This is a genomic window from Paenibacillus sp. PastF-3 (genome assembly GCF_029893135.1).
In the GTDB taxonomy this organism is placed as follows: domain Bacteria; phylum Bacillota; class Bacilli; order Paenibacillales; family Paenibacillaceae; genus Paenibacillus_AQ; species Paenibacillus_AQ nitricinens.
The window spans coordinates 158,551-177,030 of record NZ_JARXWM010000014.1; the positions used below are offsets into that span (position 1 = coordinate 158,551).

25 protein-coding genes and 3 pseudogenes are annotated in these 18,480 nt (G+C 42.9%); 21 read left to right on the forward strand and 7 right to left on the reverse strand.

The window, feature by feature from the left end:
* Nucleotides 1-47: 47 nt before the first annotated feature.
* A complete protein-coding gene (locus tag M2444_RS24500) occupies nucleotides 48-407 on the forward strand; it encodes a TlpA disulfide reductase family protein (RefSeq protein ID WP_052098480.1) in 360 nt (119 codons plus the stop codon).
* Between the two features lie 256 nt (nucleotides 408-663).
* On the opposite strand, the gene M2444_RS24505 is transcribed toward M2444_RS24500, so the two are convergent.
* The 3 genes from M2444_RS24505 to M2444_RS24515 are packed head-to-tail and all read right to left on the reverse strand — an operon-like array spanning nucleotide 664 to nucleotide 1,877.
* Nucleotides 664-894, reverse strand: coding sequence for a 5'-nucleotidase C-terminal domain-containing protein (locus M2444_RS24505; RefSeq protein ID WP_082451808.1), 231 nt, complete (start codon nucleotides 892-894; stop codon nucleotides 664-666).
* Nucleotides 895-939: 45 nt separating this feature from the next.
* The gene (locus M2444_RS24510) at nucleotides 940-1,710 is read right to left on the reverse strand and encodes a bifunctional metallophosphatase/5'-nucleotidase (RefSeq protein WP_052098482.1); all 771 of its coding nucleotides are present in this window, start codon (nucleotides 1,708-1,710) and stop codon (nucleotides 940-942) included.
* Nucleotides 1,665-1,877 (reverse strand): hypothetical protein, encoded by a 213-nt coding sequence (locus tag M2444_RS24515; RefSeq protein WP_280788244.1) that lies wholly within the window; start codon nucleotides 1,875-1,877, stop codon nucleotides 1,665-1,667. The genes M2444_RS24510 and M2444_RS24515 overlap by 46 nt, the downstream gene beginning before the upstream one ends.
* 207 nt (nucleotides 1,878-2,084) lie before the next feature.
* Between M2444_RS24515 and M2444_RS24520 the strand changes: the two genes are divergently transcribed.
* The 15 genes and pseudogenes from M2444_RS24520 (at nucleotide 2,085) to M2444_RS24585 (ending at nucleotide 10,995) form a co-directional block, all read left to right on the forward strand.
* Nucleotides 2,085-3,755 carry an FAD-dependent oxidoreductase gene (locus tag M2444_RS24520; protein ID WP_052098483.1) on the forward strand — a complete coding sequence of 557 codons (1,671 nt, stop codon included), beginning with the start codon at nucleotides 2,085-2,087 and terminating at the stop codon, nucleotides 3,753-3,755.
* Between the two features lie 111 nt (nucleotides 3,756-3,866).
* Nucleotides 3,867-4,532: a hypothetical protein gene (locus tag M2444_RS24525; protein WP_038696181.1), complete on the forward strand. Its 666-nt coding sequence runs from the start codon at nucleotides 3,867-3,869 to the stop codon at nucleotides 4,530-4,532.
* On the forward strand, nucleotides 4,533-5,258 hold the full coding sequence (locus tag M2444_RS24530; RefSeq protein WP_082451809.1) for a cytochrome c biogenesis CcdA family protein: 726 nt from the start codon (nucleotides 4,533-4,535) through the stop codon (nucleotides 5,256-5,258).
* Nucleotides 5,259-5,273: 15 nt separating this feature from the next.
* Nucleotides 5,274-5,828 carry a TlpA family protein disulfide reductase gene (locus tag M2444_RS24535; protein WP_038696183.1) on the forward strand — a complete coding sequence of 185 codons (555 nt, stop codon included), beginning with the start codon at nucleotides 5,274-5,276 and terminating at the stop codon, nucleotides 5,826-5,828.
* A gap of 17 nt (nucleotides 5,829-5,845) precedes the next feature.
* Nucleotides 5,846-6,121, forward strand: a complete 276-nt coding sequence (locus M2444_RS24540; protein ID WP_038696185.1) for a thioredoxin domain-containing protein — start codon at nucleotides 5,846-5,848, stop codon at nucleotides 6,119-6,121.
* Nucleotides 6,122-6,220: 99 nt separating this feature from the next.
* Nucleotides 6,221-6,493, forward strand: a complete 273-nt coding sequence (locus M2444_RS24545; RefSeq protein WP_038696187.1) for a GerMN domain-containing protein — start codon at nucleotides 6,221-6,223, stop codon at nucleotides 6,491-6,493.
* An 87-nt stretch (nucleotides 6,494-6,580) separates the two neighbouring features.
* A complete protein-coding gene (gene trxA, locus M2444_RS24550) occupies nucleotides 6,581-6,904 on the forward strand; it encodes a thioredoxin (protein ID WP_038696189.1) in 324 nt (107 codons plus the stop codon).
* A gap of 165 nt (nucleotides 6,905-7,069) precedes the next feature.
* A pseudogene (locus M2444_RS24555) lies at nucleotides 7,070-7,435 on the forward strand (sulfite exporter TauE/SafE family protein); the annotation flags it as partial.
* Between the two features lie 98 nt (nucleotides 7,436-7,533).
* On the forward strand, nucleotides 7,534-7,803 hold the full coding sequence (locus M2444_RS24560) for a metal-sensitive transcriptional regulator (RefSeq protein WP_038696191.1): 270 nt from the start codon (nucleotides 7,534-7,536) through the stop codon (nucleotides 7,801-7,803).
* A 171-nt stretch (nucleotides 7,804-7,974) separates the two neighbouring features.
* Nucleotides 7,975-9,327, forward strand: coding sequence for an IS4 family transposase (locus M2444_RS24565; protein ID WP_038696193.1), 1,353 nt, complete (start codon nucleotides 7,975-7,977; stop codon nucleotides 9,325-9,327).
* 33 nt (nucleotides 9,328-9,360) lie between these two features.
* Nucleotides 9,361-9,678, forward strand: coding sequence for a rhodanese-like domain-containing protein (locus tag M2444_RS24570; RefSeq protein WP_038696195.1), 318 nt, complete (start codon nucleotides 9,361-9,363; stop codon nucleotides 9,676-9,678).
* A complete protein-coding gene (locus M2444_RS24575) occupies nucleotides 9,671-9,865 on the forward strand; it encodes a hypothetical protein (protein ID WP_280788245.1) in 195 nt (64 codons plus the stop codon). The genes M2444_RS24570 and M2444_RS24575 overlap by 8 nt, the downstream gene beginning before the upstream one ends.
* Complete coding sequence (locus M2444_RS33640) at nucleotides 9,786-10,175, forward strand: rhodanese-like domain-containing protein (RefSeq protein ID WP_481857530.1); 390 nt, start codon at nucleotides 9,786-9,788, stop codon at nucleotides 10,173-10,175. Before M2444_RS24575 ends, M2444_RS33640 begins: the two co-directional genes overlap by 80 nt.
* On the forward strand, nucleotides 10,153-10,539 hold the full coding sequence (locus tag M2444_RS24580) for a rhodanese-like domain-containing protein (protein WP_038700931.1): 387 nt from the start codon (nucleotides 10,153-10,155) through the stop codon (nucleotides 10,537-10,539). The genes M2444_RS33640 and M2444_RS24580 overlap by 23 nt, the downstream gene beginning before the upstream one ends.
* A 72-nt stretch (nucleotides 10,540-10,611) precedes the next feature.
* Complete coding sequence (locus tag M2444_RS24585; RefSeq protein WP_038696197.1) at nucleotides 10,612-10,995, forward strand: DUF302 domain-containing protein; 384 nt, start codon at nucleotides 10,612-10,614, stop codon at nucleotides 10,993-10,995.
* Nucleotides 10,996-11,445: 450 nt separating this feature from the next.
* Here M2444_RS24585 and M2444_RS24590 read toward each other — a convergent pair whose 3' ends face one another.
* From M2444_RS24590 to M2444_RS24600, 3 genes and pseudogenes are all read right to left on the reverse strand, one after another.
* The gene (locus tag M2444_RS24590; RefSeq protein ID WP_156995875.1) at nucleotides 11,446-11,742 is read right to left on the reverse strand and encodes an ArsR/SmtB family transcription factor; all 297 of its coding nucleotides are present in this window, start codon (nucleotides 11,740-11,742) and stop codon (nucleotides 11,446-11,448) included.
* 223 nt (nucleotides 11,743-11,965) lie between these two features.
* A complete protein-coding gene (locus tag M2444_RS24595) occupies nucleotides 11,966-12,205 on the reverse strand; it encodes a thioredoxin family protein (RefSeq protein WP_038696201.1) in 240 nt (79 codons plus the stop codon).
* Nucleotides 12,187-12,891, reverse strand: a pseudogene (locus M2444_RS24600) (permease); the annotation flags it as partial. The pseudogene M2444_RS24600 and the gene M2444_RS24595, both read right to left, overlap by 19 nt.
* A 224-nt stretch (nucleotides 12,892-13,115) precedes the next feature.
* Between M2444_RS24600 and M2444_RS24605 the strand changes: the two are divergent.
* From M2444_RS24605 to M2444_RS33645, 4 genes and pseudogenes are all read left to right on the forward strand, one after another.
* Nucleotides 13,116-13,565, forward strand: a complete 450-nt coding sequence (locus M2444_RS24605) for a MarR family winged helix-turn-helix transcriptional regulator (RefSeq protein ID WP_052098485.1) — start codon at nucleotides 13,116-13,118, stop codon at nucleotides 13,563-13,565.
* A gap of 11 nt (nucleotides 13,566-13,576) precedes the next feature.
* The gene (gene lgt / locus M2444_RS24610; RefSeq protein ID WP_179944899.1) at nucleotides 13,577-14,494 is read left to right on the forward strand and encodes a prolipoprotein diacylglyceryl transferase; all 918 of its coding nucleotides are present in this window, start codon (nucleotides 13,577-13,579) and stop codon (nucleotides 14,492-14,494) included.
* Between the two features lie 89 nt (nucleotides 14,495-14,583).
* Complete coding sequence (locus M2444_RS24615) at nucleotides 14,584-16,041, forward strand: MFS transporter (protein WP_052098486.1); 1,458 nt, start codon at nucleotides 14,584-14,586, stop codon at nucleotides 16,039-16,041.
* 384 nt (nucleotides 16,042-16,425) lie between these two features.
* Nucleotides 16,426-16,835: pseudogene (locus M2444_RS33645) on the forward strand (cation:proton antiporter domain-containing protein); the annotation flags it as partial.
* Nucleotides 16,836-17,161: 326 nt separating this feature from the next.
* On the opposite strand, the gene M2444_RS24625 reads toward M2444_RS33645, so the two are convergent.
* Nucleotides 17,162-17,704 carry a recombinase family protein gene (locus M2444_RS24625; protein ID WP_038696207.1) on the reverse strand — a complete coding sequence of 181 codons (543 nt, stop codon included), beginning with the start codon at nucleotides 17,702-17,704 and terminating at the stop codon, nucleotides 17,162-17,164.
* Nucleotides 17,705-17,862: 158 nt separating this feature from the next.
* On the opposite strand from M2444_RS24625, the gene M2444_RS24630 reads away from it, so the two are divergent.
* On the forward strand, nucleotides 17,863-18,480 hold a 618-nt coding region (locus M2444_RS24630), incomplete at its 3' end, for a SulP family inorganic anion transporter (RefSeq protein ID WP_280788246.1).

The following is an 18,480-nucleotide window of genomic DNA, read 5'->3' on the forward strand; positions in this document are numbered from 1 at the left end:
GGGAATTAATGTGAACGAGAAAACCGTTACCGTAAATAGCAAAGAAAATGGTGTATACACAGAGGGTGGCTATCGAAGCTATTCAATTTCAAAATTCACTACGGCAGATAATAAGTGTTTTTAGAATTAGAACCAAACAGTTTTACGAAGACTTCCAGAAAGATACGGTCATTTTAGGGGTTAATTTGACATCAACCGAAGAGAAGATCGAAGATATTAGGCCATTTATCGAAGAGTTCGGATTAACCTTCACTATTGTATTGGACGAAGAAGGAGACACAATGATGGACTATGGTGTTATAGCCTATCCCACTACCTATTTCATCAATGAACAAGGGGTTATTCGTGAGATATTCCGTGGAGCAATTAACTACGAGATCATGCAAAATACCATTGGGGCTCTTTAGAGAGAAGGCAAGGTTTTGTCCTGAAGGATATCCTCTTTCCTTCCGAACAGTATTACATGATCATTGCTCGTCAGTCGAAGTAACTTCAAAAAGACAGGGGGGGACTGTCTTTTTTGATGTTCGAATTATATAGAAATGATGGATGAGGTTGATTCATGACCATAACTTCACCTTTTCGGTCAAAATAGGATTTAAGAACCTCGTGTTCGTCAACGCTTAGCATCTTTCGACCGCTTATATGTTTCATAAACAACTGTTAGCCATCCCCGGCAATGCGGTAAATTTGATCTTCTTGAATGGATTTTCCTCTGATTTCCGCATGCTGAATACGGTGACCTGATGGATTGTAAGGTTTATAAGCCATCATAAGGTTCGAGGAGCGTAAAATATAACCTCCTTTTTGTTTATAGGGATCGGCAGCGAATACTTGCTCTAAGTTGCGTTCCAAGGCCGATAGAAGGGAATCCCCTCCATTTCTAGGATAAATAGTTCAGGATTCGTTGGAATGGTATTGTATAAACGTTCATAGTTACTACTCCGGGTAATACAGGAGCTCCGTACCTCCATCATGGGAGAAGGAAAAATCGGCGTCCGTATAGGCTAAATAGGCGTCGGTGATAAGGCGGTCGATCCGTGCTTCCTGAAGTGTCATACTGTGAAGTAGAGTCCGGATCGTTCCATTCGGTACCGTTAACTGGTCTCGATAGGGAAGTAATAATTCATCAATCATGCTTTTAATTTCAGCATCTTCTTCGTAAATTTCCGAATAAAGAGGGATAAGCTCGTGTGAGAAATTTGTAACTTCCCCTTGTTTAACGGTTAAGTCAAGCTTTCCAAGGAATGAAGAGCTCGCCCCGGATTGCATAATGATACAGGCGTTCTGGATGATCAGACGGCTAATTCGATCATGACTATGACCGCTAAGTAGAATATCGATACCGTGAATTTGAGATGCCAGCTTCACATCCAGAGGTAAACCCATATGACTGACGACGACAATAAGATCTGCTCGCTCTTCATCTTTCAGTTTCTGAATCACTGTCGACAATTCCTCTGTTCCTAAAGAGAACGAACGGTTTTGGGAGAAGGAAGACGGCATGGTTTCCTGTACGTAGGGATAGATTGAGCCGATAATACCAAGGCGCAAGGAATCAATCTCTTTGATGATGTAAGGATTGAATACATACTGATGATTTCTTGTATCTTTCAGATTAAGAGAAGTAATCGGAAATGTGAACCGTTCTTGGAGTTTCGTGATTAATTCATACCTATAAGCAAATTCCCAGTTTCCAGGTACGGCCATGCATTTAGAAGGGGAATGATAACGCTGCCTTGTGAAAGTACAGCGAGACCCGTTCCATGCATAAAATCACCTCCGTCCACGAACAATACATTCGGGTTGTTCTTTCTTATTTTCTTTACAGCATGGGCAATACGAGCGAACCCGACAGTTTGACGATATTCAGGCATTCCAGCTTTCCAGAAATACTCTGCATGAGACTAAGTGTCGTTTTGCTGAATAATGGTGAGTTGGGTCATGTTCAATTTCCTTTCTAGAACGTTTTTATTTAAGATGCTCTAGAACATGGAAAATTATGTATAATTGTTTGACATGTGATTGACATCACGTATACCATACTGGGTATGGCTTATGATTAATTAGAAAGGTGGACCCTAATGAAAAAGAAAGTGCTCATTGTTGGCGGAGTAGCAGGCGGAGCGTCGGCCGCTGCTCGACTTAGACGATTGGACGAAAATGCGGAAATCATCATGTTTGAGCGGGATGCACACATTTCTTTCGCCAATTGCGGCCTTCCGTATTATGTGGGTGAAACGATACAAGATCGCTCGAAGCTGATGGTACAAACTCCCGAGAGCATGAAAGCCCGGTTTAATCTCGATGTTCGCATTCATAGTGAGGTCACCGGAATCGATACGAATGAAAAGACGGTTACTGTTTACAGCAAAGAAAAGGGCATTTACAAAGAGAGCTATGATTATTTAATCCTGTCTCCCGGTGCAAAACCGCTCAAGCCGCCGATTCCAGGGATTGAAAGCAACTTGATATATACGCTTAGAACTATTCCGGATACGGATCGAATTAAAGCTCATGTCGATCGGGAAGGGATCCAAAGTGCGATTGTCATCGGTGGTGGTTATATCGGTGTCGAAATGGCCGAAAATCTTAGACACCGGGGTCTGGAAGTGACTTTAGTTGAAGCAGCACCGCATATCTTGGCGCCATTCGATTCTGACATGGTGACGTTCGCTGAGAAGGAGCTTGAGGACAACGGAGTGCGATTGCTGCTTGGAGACGGGGTTCAATCTTTCGAAGAGAAGGACGGGAAAATTTCCGTTACCTTGCAGAGTGGAAGAAAAGTCTGTGCAAACTTGGTGATTCTAGCCATTGGTGTTGCTCCAGATACCGGTTTCTTGAAGGATTCAGGCATTAAATTTGGAGCTAGAGGCCATATCCTGGTAAACGAATCGATGCAAACCAACTGCGACGGCGTATACGCTGTAGGGGATGCGGTTGAAATCTCGGACTTTGTATCCGGACAACAAGCGGCAGTCCCTTTAGCAGGACCGGCAAACAAACAGGGACGAATAGCAGCCGATCACATTTGCGGACTGCCATCAGTTTACAAGGGGTCTCAAGGCACCGCTATTATCAAGATCTTCGGTTTGACCGGTGCAAGTACGGGAAGTAACGAGCGGATGCTCACAAAATTGAATACACCTTATCGAACGGTCTATGTTCATCCAAGTTCCCATGCCACGTATTATCCTGGAGCGAAGCCAATTGCCCTGAAACTGCTATTTAATGATAAAGGCACTATCCTTGGCGCGCAAGCATTCGGGGAGGAAGGTGTAGATAAACGGATTGATGTGATCGCTACCGTCCTTCGATTGAAGGGAACTGTGAACGATCTTGCCGAGTTAGAACTGACGTATGCGCCTCCGTTCTCTTCTGCGAAGGATCCGGTTAATATGGCAGGATACCTGGCACAAAATGTATTAGCTGGACGGACTGAGGTGGCGACGTTAAATGAGGTAGAGAACATCAATCCGGAAGACCAAATCCTGCTGGATGTAAGAACAAAGGCAGAATATGATCAAGGACATATTGAAGGAGCACTGCATATCCCGGTCGATGAATTGCGGGCAAGAAGCAACGAACTTGATCCAAATAAAGAGATCTTTGCTTACTGCGCCGTTGGGATGAGAGGATACATCGCTTCACGAATCCTGAACCAAAAGGGCTTCCAAGTGAAGAACGTGACAGGCGGTTATCGCAGCTATTCCATGTCGAAATTCACACCAGCTGATCATCAAGAAATTTTATAGGGTGTATAAGAGAGAACGAAAGGGACCTTAAGTCCTTTCGTTCTATTTTTTTCTTTATCATTTCTTAACATAGGATCGATAATATGACCGTTAAAGCGAGGAGGGGACACTTTGTATACGATTCAGGTTGGATCATTCGTATTGAATGGGCAAATATTGCTGTTTTTCGCTTTTGGTATGGCAGGATGGGCTGCTCTGCGGAGTTATGAGCGAAAAATGAAATGGAAATATGAACTGGGGGCCATTTCTTTTCAAGCGTTCCTGATCTGGTTGTTGGTTTGGAAAGGAAGTCTCCTATTATGGGAGCCAGCGTCGGTGATCCAGCAACCTTTATCGTTAGTTTATTTTGACGGTGGAGTCAAGGGACGGTGGGCTGCGTCTTTATCCGTTATAGGATATCTTTTTTATCACCTGATCAAGAGGAAAATGTCTTTTCTTATGGTTGCAGAAGCAGCTACGATTTATCTGTTGGGCGGGTTAACGGTTTACGATCTTGGATTGTCATGGTTTGTACCGGAGCAAAAACTGACACTCCTGGCCACTTCTGCCTTGTCCATCTTGATCGTGCTCTCCTTCCTATTAGCTGAAGGACAGATTCTTTGGACGGGATTAGTAGAGAGAGGGTTATGGCTGTGTATCGGTTTAGTAGCGATTGGATTCCTGAATTCCAACAGAGTATCCGTATTCCTGTCCTTCGACTTCCTCCAAATCGCAGGGATTGCCGCTGCAGGAGGGCTATATCTTATTTTATCGTTATTGAAAAGGAGGGACCTCTAAGTGGATCTGTTGACGATGTTTATCGCTCTCGCAGCAGGAGCCTTATCCTTTCTCTCGCCCTGCGTGTTTCCACTCATTCCAGCTTATATCTCCCATATCACCGGGTCATCTATTCAGAATAACAAAATGGAGGTTAACCGAAAGCTTTTGTTGGTTCGCTCCATCAGTTTCATCATCGGTTTCAGTGTTGTCTTTATCGCGATGGGAGCGTCGGCGAGTATGGTTGGTCGGATTTTTGCGGAACAGAGGGAACTGATACAAAAGGTGAGCGGGCTTCTAATCATCTTGTTCGGGATGCAGATGATCGGATGGCTGCAGCTTCGTTGGTTTATGTCGAATAAGTCCTGGGATACAGGAAAGATTCGATCGAATGGCGGCATGGTGCGATCCTTCCTAACGGGACTAGCCTTTGGTTCCGGCTGGACCCCCTGCGTTGGACTCGCTTTGTCTTCCATACTTCTGATGGCCGGTTCGTCGGAAACGCTCGGAATAGGGATATGGATGCTGGCTATTTATTCTTTAGGACTTGGCATCCCGTTCCTTATTATCTCATGGGTGCTGACTTATTCAACCGGCATTATGAAGAAAATGAATAAGTATGTTCCTGTGCTTTCCAAAATCAACGGCTTAATATTCCTGGGGCTTGGCTTGCTGCTATTTACGGGTCAACTTCAGAAGATCAGCGCATGGCTCGCCAAATACACACTATTCGATATTACACTATAAAGAGGGGATAAGTGGATGAAGAAAAACTGGTTGGCACTCCTTGTTCTAATTGGACTTGTTGGTTATGGGGTTTATGACTACGTAACCGGGACTACGAAAGAATCAAAAAAGGAGCAAACGTCGGCTTCGAACGAAAATCAACCTATTGGAATTGAAAAAGGACAACGGGCACCGAATTTTACATTAAACGACTTAAACGGGAATCCGATTCAATTGGCAGATTACCGCGGGAAAAAGGTCCTGATTAACTTCTGGGCTACATGGTGTCCGCCGTGCCGTGCAGAGATGCCGCATATGCAACAGTTTTATGAAGACTACCAGAAAGACACCGTCATTTTAGGAGTTAATTTGACAGCCACCGAAGATAGCCCCAAAGACGTTAAACCGTTTATCGAAGAGTTTGGATTAACCTTCCCCATCGTTATGGATGAAGAAGGGACTCTTATGACAGACTATATGGTGATAGCCTATCCCACCACCTATGTCCTCGATGAACAAGGCGTTATTCGTGAAGTATTCCGTGGAGCTATCAATTACGAGATCATGCAAAAGACGGTTGATGCTTTTTAGAAGGAAGTGAAATCAGGATGAGACAGTCTGATCGTAATTTACTCCTGTACACTGTGACGGCTTGCCCAATGGGGAGATCTATGAAGACGGTGGTTCAAGAGGTCGTAAACCAGATGGAGAGGATGGAATATAAGCTGGTGTATGCTGATGTCCAGGAAGAAATCACGAATCAATATGGTGTCACTCATAATCCGACTCTTGTTTTCTTGGATGAACAGGAGAGGGAGTGTTATCGGGTGGAAGGCTTTAAAGAGACGCAAAAAATCATCGATTTCATTCAACGTATTGATTAGGGAGAGTTAACTGCAACACATAATATACCGAACGCGCTAGTAAGGCAGGAAAGATATACGGTTTATCTGTTTAAAGGAAACAAACCTGTTCCGGTCGAAATGACATATACCAATAAGACGGCAGTGGTTGCACCAAGAATTACAGCGATACGTCAATTGCTGGCCGCAAAGAAGGAGGGACTAGAGAATCCTTTTCCTCCAAAATCAGAGTTACTGGAAATTGACTTCGCAGATCACAAGGCAACTATAAAAATTCAAGTGCACAGCTCTGGTTCATCGATGGCAGTCGAGAAAATGCAACTAGCGGTGTTATACACTTTAGTACACTTCGGAATCCAGAAAGTAAATCTTCAGTTTATCCGCACACTATGAAGTTAAAATTGGCAATTGACAAAGAGCTCCGGTGATCATAATATATACCTATAGGGGTATATGTTTAAAATAAAGGAGGAGAACCGCATGGCAACAATGAAAGTGACTGACGGTACAATGGAACAGGTTATTCAGAATAACAATCTGGTTCTAGTTGATTTTTGGGCACCTTGGTGTGGACCGTGCCGAATGATTGCACCCATATTGGAGAATTTAGCCGAAAAGGTTGGAGATCAAGCCATTATTGCGAAGCTGAACGTGGATGAGAATCCGGTTGGAGCAACGAAGTATAGAATCCAGGGGATCCCGACCTTAAAGCTGTTTCATAACGGAACCGAAGTTGAAACCTTCGTCGGGGTACAACCGCTAGAACGGTTTACGGCAGCTATTACGAAATATGCAGGGCACTAAACAATATCAACGAGAGGCTAATCAGTTTAAGACTGATTGGCCTTTTCTTATGCAGTCCATTGCATTTTCCGTCATAACCGATCTTTTTTTCCATAAATTAAAAGCAAATCCTAATGAAAAGACGGTGGGTTATATGAAGTCAGTCTCGAAGAACAGTCGGATCATCTAACATTCAATAAAGTCATTGCAATAGGCGCGGCTATATTAGTAGGGATCGTTTCAGGAATCGTAGGAGCAGGCGGCGCATTTATTCTTATTCCTATTATGCTTACTGTTCTCAAAATACTCACTCGTACAACCATAGCCTCCTCGCTTGCTATCGTCTTTATATCAGCAATCGGTGGGTTAATCGGTAAAATCTCGGCTGGGGGTATTCCTCTGGAACCTACAATCTATACAGTAATCGGGAGTCTGCTGGGTGCACCACTTGGATCCAGGATAAGCTCCAATATTAACGTTAATGTGCTGCGGTACGGATTAGTTGTCTTAATTGCCCTCACGGCAGTAAAGGTATGGTCTTCCATTTTATAGTATTCAGTGAATTTCCTTAAAGAGTGTTGTTTTAATGATTTTTCGCGTTATAATACCTATAGGGGTATAAGTATCAAATTAGAAGGGTGATCTTAATAATGGATTACAATTATCTGAATGAAATGAAATCACGTTTACGCAGAATCGAGGGCCAGGTTCGGGGTGTGCTGCGAATGATGGAAGAAGGAAAGTCGTGCAAAGAAGTTGTCGCTCAATTGTCTGCCGTACGCAATGCATCCGATAAAGCTATTGCCCAAATCGTCGCGGAGAATCTGCATCAATGTATTTTAGCTAAACAAGCTGAGGGTAACCAAAATACCGAGAAAATGGTCAAGGAAGCCATCGCGCTTTTAGTCAAAAGTCATTAACGGATAGCTTTAACATTAATAACTCAACTTTCGCAGCTAGAAAATCGGCTTAAACCCTTGAGGCTGTAAGAAGAATTCGCTATATTTAGCCAAGTTGACAAAAAACACCTCGCTTGTTTGGTATCATGGAAGTGTCGAGCTCACATGCCAACAAGAAAGGTGCGCAACCCTATGTTACAACAACATTCCCTGTCTGAACAGTCTCGCTTTTCCAAACTTTTTGCCAATCTTCAAATCGGGAAAACCTTACGACAAGCAGGTATTTCCAAATCGTTCGGTCTTTCGAGCCTAGCAATTTTTCAAATCGTGTTCTCCCTGGTCTTCGAAGGGAAGAATTGGTTTCGCCTTCTGGAAAGTGACCGTGCTGCAGATCTTCCCGGCAAAGATGTTATTTATCGGTTTTTGAATCAAGCTTCTTTTGCGTGGCGTCGCTTTTTACAAGCCTTAAGTCTTCGGAACGTGCGCCATTTCGAATCGCTCATTTCTACTCAGCGCGTACGTGTGTTCATTATCGACGATTCCGTTTTGAGTCGAAACCGGAGCAAAAAAGCAGAGTTGTTAGCACGGGTTTTTGACCATTCCACCGGCAAATTCACCAAAGGCTACACGATGCTAACCCTAGGTTGGTCGGACGGTTTTAGCTTTGCTCCGCTTGATTTTGTCATGCTCTCTTCTGCCAAAATCACCAATCGGTTGTGTGAAATGGCTTCGAATCTGTCCAAACGAAGTCACGGCTACAAGCGCCGGTTGGAGGCCTTTTCCCGGAAGCCGGATGCTGTCGTAGCCTTGCTAGAACGGGCTTTACGTGCAGGATTCACCGCCGACTACGTGCTTATGGACAGCTGGTTTACGCAAGCTCCACTCCTTCGTGAGCTTGCCGCTAAAGGGCTTCCTGTGATTGGTATGGTAAAGGAAATGAAACAACGCTACCTAGTTCACGGTAAGCGAATGACACTCCGCGAGGTCTTTCAAAGCCTGCCCGCATCGAATGCCAAAGACATTAAAGGCTCGCTCATCGTGCATACCGCCTGCGGTCTGCAGGTGAAGCTTGTGTTTGTCCGCAACCGGAATAAAAAACGGGAGTGGTTGGCTATTTTAAGTACCGATGTGACGCTGGATGCAGCTGAAATCGTACGGATTTACGGCATGCGCTGGAGTATAGAGACCTTTTTCAAAGTCACCAAAAGTTATTTGAAATTGGGCACTGAATTTCAGGGCCGTTCGTTTGACGGGCTGATTAGCCATACGACGATTGTATTTAGCCGATATTTAGCGATGGAATACGAACGGCGTCAATCAAGTGACGACCGGACACTTGGAGGACTCTTCTTTCTCTTTACCGACGAAGTCCGCGACTTGGACTACCAGACCGCGCTTCAGCAGCTTATGAGTTTATTTCTCGAAATGTCCCAGGCGAAAACCAAGAAGAATACAACAGCTATTTTTTGTCAACTACAGGAATGGATCTCCGGTTTACCCAGCTATATCAAGGGTTTGTTTGGAGATTTGAGCTGCGAAAGTTGAGTTAATAATAAAAAGAATAAAGGAGAGATTAACATGGCATTCAAAATTTCAAAAGAAATCACACCCCAGAAGGTAGCAGCGCAGCTCAAGAAAGGGGAGTCCCTTATTATGCTGGATGTTCGCGAACTAGGAGAATGGGCAGAGGGACACATCGCCGCTGCCAAGCATATTCCGCTTGGACAGCTTTTGGAACGGCAACAGGAGCTGGATCCTGCACAAGAAACCATTGTCATCTGTCGAAGCGGAAGCCGGAGCGGTCTGGCTTGCGAACTGCTAAATGAAAAAGGATATAATGTCGTGAATATGACCGGTGGGCTTAATGCCTGGACGGATGTATTGGTTTGTGAATAAAGCCTTACAGGACAGTACTGCAGTAACTGGAGGCATAATCAGCAGCTGCAGCGCTATTGAAAGGACAGGACAACATGATAACACTTTTGTACTTTTTGACTGGAGCAGTGATCTTATGGTTATTGCGCCAGTTGTGGCCCGTTCGTTCACTTTCCTATATAAATGTTCACCACTGGGTCCAAGCTAAGGAAAGTTTAAATTTGAAAATGCTCGATGTCAGGGATGCTTCGGATTATTTGGAAGGACATATTTCCGGGTCGATAAATATATCTTTAGGGCGTCTTCTTTATGTATGGCAACAAGATCTATTTCCTGATGATAATGTACTAATTCTGTCCAACAATTGGTACCAAAACAACAAAGCAGCAAGAATCCTCCGTAAGCATGGATTCCGTAGTCTATATGCAATACAAGGTGATGTTTTGTCTACACAAGCATGCTTTCAAAAAACACCCTCAAAAGGAGGAAGGCATTGTGAACACAGGTTCAATCATTAATATAGCAGTGATTATATTGTTGCTCTGGTTTGTCTATTCCCGTGTAAGACCGGCCAAAGGATTAAAGGCACTGGGCACTAACGATTTCCAAAATGTGCTGGAGAGCACTGAGAAACGGATGCTCATAGATGTACGGGAGCCGGGAGAGTATAAGACTGGATATATCAGCGGGGCGAAGAACATCCCATTATCCCAACTGTCGGGTCGCTTAGGGGAAATCCCTAAGGAAAAAGATGTTTTTCTATACTGCCGTAGTGGGATAAGAAGCAAGAATGCGGCAAGAATTCTACTGAAAAACGGCTATACAGGCCTTGTTCATCTGCAAGGTGGCTTGAGCGCCTGGAGCGGTAAACTGAAACGCTGATAAGGGATTCATCCGTTTAGGACCTCACTATGTTCTGATCGTATAAAAATGACAACAGGAGGATGAAGTATCATGTTCCATTATACTGTTGAAACCACCAAAACACCTGAACAAGCAATCTTAGCGCTTACAGAAAACCTGAAAGCAGAGAAGTTCGGCGTTCTTTGGCAAATGGATATGAAGGAGAAACTTCAGGAAAAAGGGGTCGAACTTGAGATGACCTATCATATCCTGGAGGTTTGTAATCCGGTTGAAGCGAAGCGCGTGTTGTCCGAAAATGCTCTAGTTGGTTATTTTCTTCCATGCAAGCTTGTGGTGTATGAAGAAAACGGTACTACCAAGATCGGGTTGCCGAAACCAACAAGTCTTATCGGGCTAATAGAAAATGACAAGTTAATGTCTATCGCGTCCGATATCGAGAAGCGCCTTATCTCATGTGTAGATAAAAGTCAGTAATATAATTTCTATTTTGTTATAAAGCTCTGATTGAATGGAGTGGATTTCATATTAACTACTGTCCAGTACCAGTCGGTACTAGGATTGTTTTATTTGGATGTGCTGAACGGCTGCTTGCCCACATGTAAGCTGCTCGAAAATTGGCGGTAATTGTATGCAGTGCACATACTGCTTGGATGGATGACCCTAATAGTTATTGTAGCTCACGGCATCTTTTTTCGATTACCAAACAGGAGGATAACAGTATTTACACCGGTCTCGCGGGTTTCGTCATTTTGCTAATGATCGTCGGGTACGGTTTCTTTATCATTTCGTAACAAGTGGAGTTCAGTCCATCGTTCGCTTGTATTGCTCTGGGTTCTCGTACTGCTACTGCATGCTGGCGGCTCGGGCAGTCTCCAACATAAATTAACTTAAAGGAAATAAGAGGTTAGTGGTGATGAGTAATTTTTATTCAACCACTTCCATGAACTGTATTTGCGGAAATAAAACTTTAATCAGCTCCGCAGCCTGCGGATCCTTGATTTGGTAGATAACTTCTAGTCCTTTTCTGGACCCTTCAATGATACCGGCACCACGCAGCTTCTGTAAGTGCATGGACAGGGTGGATTGAGGAAGCTCCAAGCAGTTTTGTATTTCGGTCACATTACAGCTATTTTTCTCGATCAACCCTTGAATAATACAAAGGCGAACAGGATGCGCGATAATTTTAAGCCATTCCGCTTTTCTAATATAGTGTTCTTCCACAGAGTTCACTTCCTTATTGGTTTAATCTTACATTAAAACATCATGATATTGAGATATAAATACTATACAATATTACAATGATTATCCTCGGAAGCCTGGGGGTTGAATGCTCTACAGGAAACTAATAAATCCAACCCTAAATTATACTGGAGTTGGATTTTTTTATGCGTACATTACAAAAAGCAATCTCAATTACGGGAAGGTTATCGAATAATGTGATAGTTTATGCTTTTATAGCCAAAAGCTTTTTCAGTTCTTCCACAGACGGTAATCTACCCATGACCTTCACTTGATTATCAATCACTAAAGCGGGGGTTTTCATAACACCATAGGATACAATTTCTTTGTAATCCTGTACTTTCACAAATGTGGCTTCCTTTTTCAGTTGCTTAACAGCGTCACGGGCACGTTCCTCTAACTTCTTACAATTTGAACATCCGCTTCCTAAGATCTTGATTTCCATTCTAATTCCTCCCTGGGTTTATATGATAAAATTGAAGACATAACAAGAACAAATGCTCCAATTAATTTGGGTTTAATGACTTTACGCAGCAATATCATTTCAGGCAAAGATAAAGCCGTGACAGCCATCATAAATGCCAGTGCAGTTCCCATACCAACGCCTTTGTTAATTAATGCTTCTGCAATCGGGATAGTACCCAGAGCATTTGAATATAAAGGAATTCCAAGTATAACGGCGATGACGACCGCAAACGGATTGCCCGGTCCAGCATATTTAGCAAGCATTTCCGAGGGAGCCCAACCATGAATAAATGCGCCCACTCCAATCCCGACAAGCAAGTAGATCCATACCCGTCTGATAATATCCGTAACACCCTCCTAAGAGTAGATCAGACGTTCTTTCAGCGTTGGCTGATATATTTCAATTTCATTCGTTGCTGCTGATTGGTATACGTATTCTTCCACCTGTTTCTCCATATGAAGTGCTCCAACCACAATACCGCCCACAACCCCGACCAATATACCAAGTAATACATAAAGTAATCCAATCTTCCAGCCGAAAGAAGCGATCAGAACAGCAAAAGCAGCTTCGTTAACGATTGGTGAGGTAATCAAAAATGAGAAGGTAACGCCGAGTGGAATACCTGCTTCAACGAAACCAATAAAAATGGGAACAGAAGAGCAGGAACAAAAGGGAGTCTAGCAGTATTTACGGCAGATCAAAGTGGGAGTAGCAATCTCATCGCTTAACTCAAGAGTAGGTGATTTTTTAAAAAACAACAAACACAAAAAACAAGCGATAAAATAGTAAGCTTGCCAACCAGTTTTAAAACATTATAATTGAGGGGTGGGGAACCGTTTTATTGGGTTACTTAGAGCATAATCATAGTTATTGTAAGGAGCTGGCCTTGGTGTCAAAACATCCATCAGAGAAATTAGCAGTTATTTTTTACCGGGTGAATCGAAATTATCAATATCTTATGGCGCTTTGTTTAAAACCGTACAATATCACACCTGAGCAATGGAATGTACTGAAACATCTTCAGGAACATGATGGTCTAGCCCAAAAAGATCTATCCTACATGGCAGACAAAGATAAAACGACCATTACCCGAATCATCGAAAGTCTGGTTGAGCGCGGAGTCGTAACCAAAGAGGTGAATCCGGTGGACCGTCGTTCATATCGGATTTTTCTTACTGAAATAGGAAAAGAGCTTATCCGTCAAGTTCAGCCAATCCCTGACCATGTGAACAGGAAGGTAAGCAGAGGATTGTCCGATGAACAGATTATTGAATTAAAGGAGACACTGCACTATTTGCAGGAACAGATTGCATTTGAAATCGATCACATCAGTGAATAGGGAGGAAATTTATGTACATCATCATTAGCCCCATCGCATTTTCGCTTGGAGCCTTGACCGTTCGGTGGTATGGAATCATTATCGGGATAGGAGCTTTACTCGGACTTCTAATTGCCATCCGTGAAGGCAAACGTTTTAGAGTACATTCTGATTTTTTCATGGATTTGGTATTGATAGGACTTCCCTCTGCATTGGTGGGTGCCCGTATCTATTTCGTGGCTTTTCAATGGGACGATTACAAAAACAATCCACTTGAGATCATCAAGATATGGCATGGAGGAATTGCAATCTATGGGGCATTGATTGGCGCCTTACTTGCAGGCTGGTTCTACTCCCGTCGGAAAGGATATGGATTTTTGCGCGTTGTTGATATTTGTGCTCCAGGTTTGATTGTTGGTCAAATGATTGGACGATGGGGGAACTTTATCAATCAGGAGGCTCATGGGGGGACTGTATCCAAGGAATTTCTGCAGGGTAAGCTACATCTTCCCGAATGGATTGTAAACCAAATGCATATTGGGAATGCTTATTTCCATCCCACTTTTTTATATGAATCGGTTTGGAGTTTCGCAGGATTGATTTTATTATTGATACTTCGAAGAATTCCTTATGTGCGTGCCGGAGAAGTATTCATGGGTTATTTAATCTGGTATTCAATCGGCCGCTTCTTTATAGAAGGAGTTCGTACAGATAGTTTAGTCTTCCATGGGCCAAACTGGCTAGCCATTGCATTGAAAACAATATGGAGCCCTATGTCCTCGTTCGGGTGGGGAGCAATGGAGGGTGGGAATATTCGAATTTCTCAGCTTTTAGCCATAATCATAATTTTGGCTTCCGTCTCTTTTATAACAATCCGGAGAATGTCGAAATCTGTTGTTATTAAATATACAGATCCCATACTACAAAAAAACCTCACAATAAAGTATTGAAAGCTGATAATGAACATGTGTAGCATCGTATGATTAATCTTAGATCTATTCTCATATTTGATTAACACTCAAAGGGGAAATAATAACAAATGCATTCAATGAAATTATTTACATATAGTCCTTCTGAAAGTCTTACCAACCGGAAGGGCTACCATTGGCTGGTTGTCTTTACGGTATGTATAGGTGCCTTTATGGCCGCTCTTGATGCAAGTATCATCAATCTTGCGCTACCCACTCTGGTTAGGCAATTTGGTATAAGCATGTCTGATGCGGAATGGATTAGTCTGGTTTATTTGCTAACTCTAGCGTCGCTTGTTATTCCATTTGGGAGACTAGCGGATATGTTTGGCCGCCGCTGGATGTATGCAGCTGGCTTTAGTGTTTTTTTGTTCAGTTCCTTATTATGTGGAATATCGACTAGTTTAACTATGCTGTTACTTTCAAGGGTGTTGCAAGCAATTGGAGCAGCTATGTTACAAGCCAATAGTGTCTCCATTATTACCGCTTCTACCCCACTTAAGCATCGTGGAAAGGCTATTGGCATTCAGGCAAGTGCACAAGGGATTGGACTTAGCCTGGGTCCAGTAATTGGTGGAGCTTTACTTTCGATAGGCGATTGGCGCTTGCTGTTCTTTGTCAATATTCCAATAGGTATCCTAGGAACAATCCTTGCTGTACTTTTACTTCCGAAAGACACACAAGCCAGGAATCGAGAACCATTCGATTATTGGGGAGTCTTATTTCTTGTCTCTGCTCTAGTCATGATCGTATATGTGTTGAACAAGGGAGAGAGCGCAGGATGGACATCACCAATTATTACATTATGTTTGTTCGCAGGTTTACTTGCACTAACTTCGTTTATCAGAGAAGAGCGCCGTTCTAATTCTCCATTACTTGATTTGAATTTGTTTAAGAATAGTATCTTTTTAACTGGTAATGTTGCAAGCTTTCTTTCTTTTACGGCGATGTATGGTGTGTTGCTGCTTAGTCCGTTTTTAATCGAAAGCGAATTTCACACGACCATTACGATGACCGGATTCTACTTGTCATTTGTTCCGATCGGCATGACTGTTTTCACACCTATTTCCGGTTACATATCTGATCGATTTGGGATTCGCTTCCCAGCAATTATGGGAATGAGTGCAGTTTTTGCAGGATGCATTTTACTGGCTTTCATCCAGAAAGAGAGTGATATTCCGCTTCTTCTTTCAGGTCTTTTGTTAGTTGGAGTTGGGATGGGGATCTTTACACCACCCAATAACAGTCATATCATGGGAAGTGTTCCTAAAGAGCGACTAGGGGTCGCAGGTGCAACATTAAATATGAGTCGGACGATTGGCATGGGGATGGGTGTTACACTAAGTGGGATGTTATACCAAATCTCACTCAGGTTACTGCCAGCTACTAATAAATCATCAAATATTACGGCTTTCAGAATCTCTTTTGTGCTTATAGGGTTATTGAGCGCTGCTGCACTCTTTATAGCACTATTTCAGAAAAAAACAGGGCATAAGTACAGCGAGGAGTTCATCGAGTATTATATTTAGTAAAGCTTCTTGTTCAGTATAATTTGTGGAGGTAAGCTTTGATTTTGTCTTGACTGACTTTGCATAAGGTAACATAATTCACCTATGCATTAGGCGAGAAGTTCGCAATAAATGCCGAAAGGCTAATGACTCCTACCAGAGAAGTTACATTTCCCTGGTAGGAGTCTATTTTTTACTCATTTATGGAGCAGAGAGCCGGAGTAAACATTTGATTGTAATATAACAATGTAGGTAACTTTGTGTTATTTATGTAGGTAACTTTGTGTCATCATTGTTGGACGGGTGTAAGAGGACAAGAACATATATCCATTGCCGAAAATGGACAAGAACATGTATCTATTGCCGAATTGATATATGTCTAATCTTAATAAACGCGCGATTGCATTAATTATAGGAATTATTTTAGGGCCTGCCAACTTAGGCTGGATAGATGAAGGGGAGTTTATCCATTTCTTTGCCGAGATTGGCGTTTTGCTACTTATGTTTATGGCCGGACTTGAAAACGATCTGGAGCAGATAAAGAAGAATTGGAAGCCGGCATTTGCGGTTGCGGTAGGGTGTATTATGTTACCTTTAGCTGGCGGATTTGGAGCAGGGGAGGTGTTCGGATTATCCTCAGCTCATTCGTTGTTCCTGGAGTGTTGTTAAGTGTAACTTCAGTAAGTATTACGGTGCAGGTATAAATAAACCGGCTGGATTCAAGGGAAGCTACAACCATATTGGGAGCAGCCGTAGTAGATGATGTGCTTGTTGTTGTTCTGCTTGCCGTTCTTACCAGCTTTTTCGGGACAGGTGCAGGAGGGGCAAGGTCAACCAGATTCAATGCTCGTTCTTCAATTGCCAAAGGTTCTGGTATGGTATCCAAAGGTGAAGTCGCGTTAATCATTGCTGCCACAGGAATGCATTCTGAATTGCTTCTCCCTGAATACTTCACAACCTTTATTATAACGATAATCCTTGCAACCCTGATAGCTCCACCTATAAAAATTGTATTCAGTAATACGGTCGACTCTGAAATAAATTCATCAAAAGATAGCCAAACGTCAAAGATAGAGTTGAAGATGTCGTAAAAGACTCCTGCCATCTGGCAGGAGTTTATCTGTGTTCATCACGAATACAATTAATTTTCTAAATATCGGTACAAGGTCGATTTGCTGATTCCAGTTTGTTCTTTAATCTCAGCTAGCGTATAGTTTTTGGACTGATACATAAGGATCGCTTTCTCCACGTTTTCATCAGCTTTCCGGGGCCGGCCGGGAACATTCCCTTTCTGCTTCGCTTCGAAGAGTCCTCTTTTGGTTTTTTCACTAATTACATCGCTTTGAAACTCAACCAAGTGCTTTACAATATCGCTAAATGAATATCCTTCGGGTTTACCCGTGTCTATATTTTCTGTAATAGAGAATATATAAGCTTCCTGTCTGTCCAGGAGTTCGAGCAGCTCCACGAGGTGACGGGTAGAATCTGCAAGGGCGAACAATTTAGCAACTACGATAGTATCTCCAGGATTTAAATTGTTCATCATATGGTTAAGATGGGTTCTTCGCTTCGCTGATGCGTGTTCTTCAATAACAAAGGTATCACATGCGAAAGAGGTTAACATTTGAGTTTGTGCTTCAACATTCAGATCGTCCTGATAAGGTCTCATATATCCAATACGCATTCTGTACTCTCCTTACTTTTTAAACCTGCCGTTATCATACCATATTTTTTTGTATCGAAAAGGTTCCATTTAGGGAAGAGTGATGTTAAACTGTTTGTAGAAAATCGGTCTGACATCCTTAGATGGCATTGCCGAAAAAACAAGAGGTGGAAAACAGAGTGATTGAGAAACTAAAACAAAACTGGTTTTTTAATGTGAAGGGAGATGTTCTGGCAGGGATAGTCGTGGCATTGGCACTGATTCCGGAAGCCATCGCATTTTCGATTATTGCCGGTGTTGATCCTATGGTGGGCCTTTATGCGTCCTTTTGTATTGCGGTCATCATTGCTTTTGTAGGCGGTCGGCCAGGTATGATATCGGCAGCTACAGGAGCCATGGCATTGCTTATGGTTCCTCTAGTCAAGGAGCATGGGCTTCAGTACCTGCTTGCGGCAACGATACTGACAGGCGTGATCCAGCTTGTATTCGGAGTTCTCAAGATTGCCAGGCTGATGAAGTTTATTCCGAGACCGGTCATGATTGGCTTTGTCAACGCTTTGGCAATCCTAATTTTCATGGCCCAGGTACCGCATTTCTGGGGAATTAACGGGATGACGTATGTTTTTGTCGGGATCACGTTAGCCATTGTATATGTTGTTCCCTTATTCTTCAAGGCGATTCCTGCTCCGCTGATTGCCATTTTTGTATTGACGGTAATAGCCATTTTCACGGGGGTTAACCTGAACACAGTGGGGGATCTCGGTATTATTAAGCAAGAGCTGCCATCCTTTTTTATT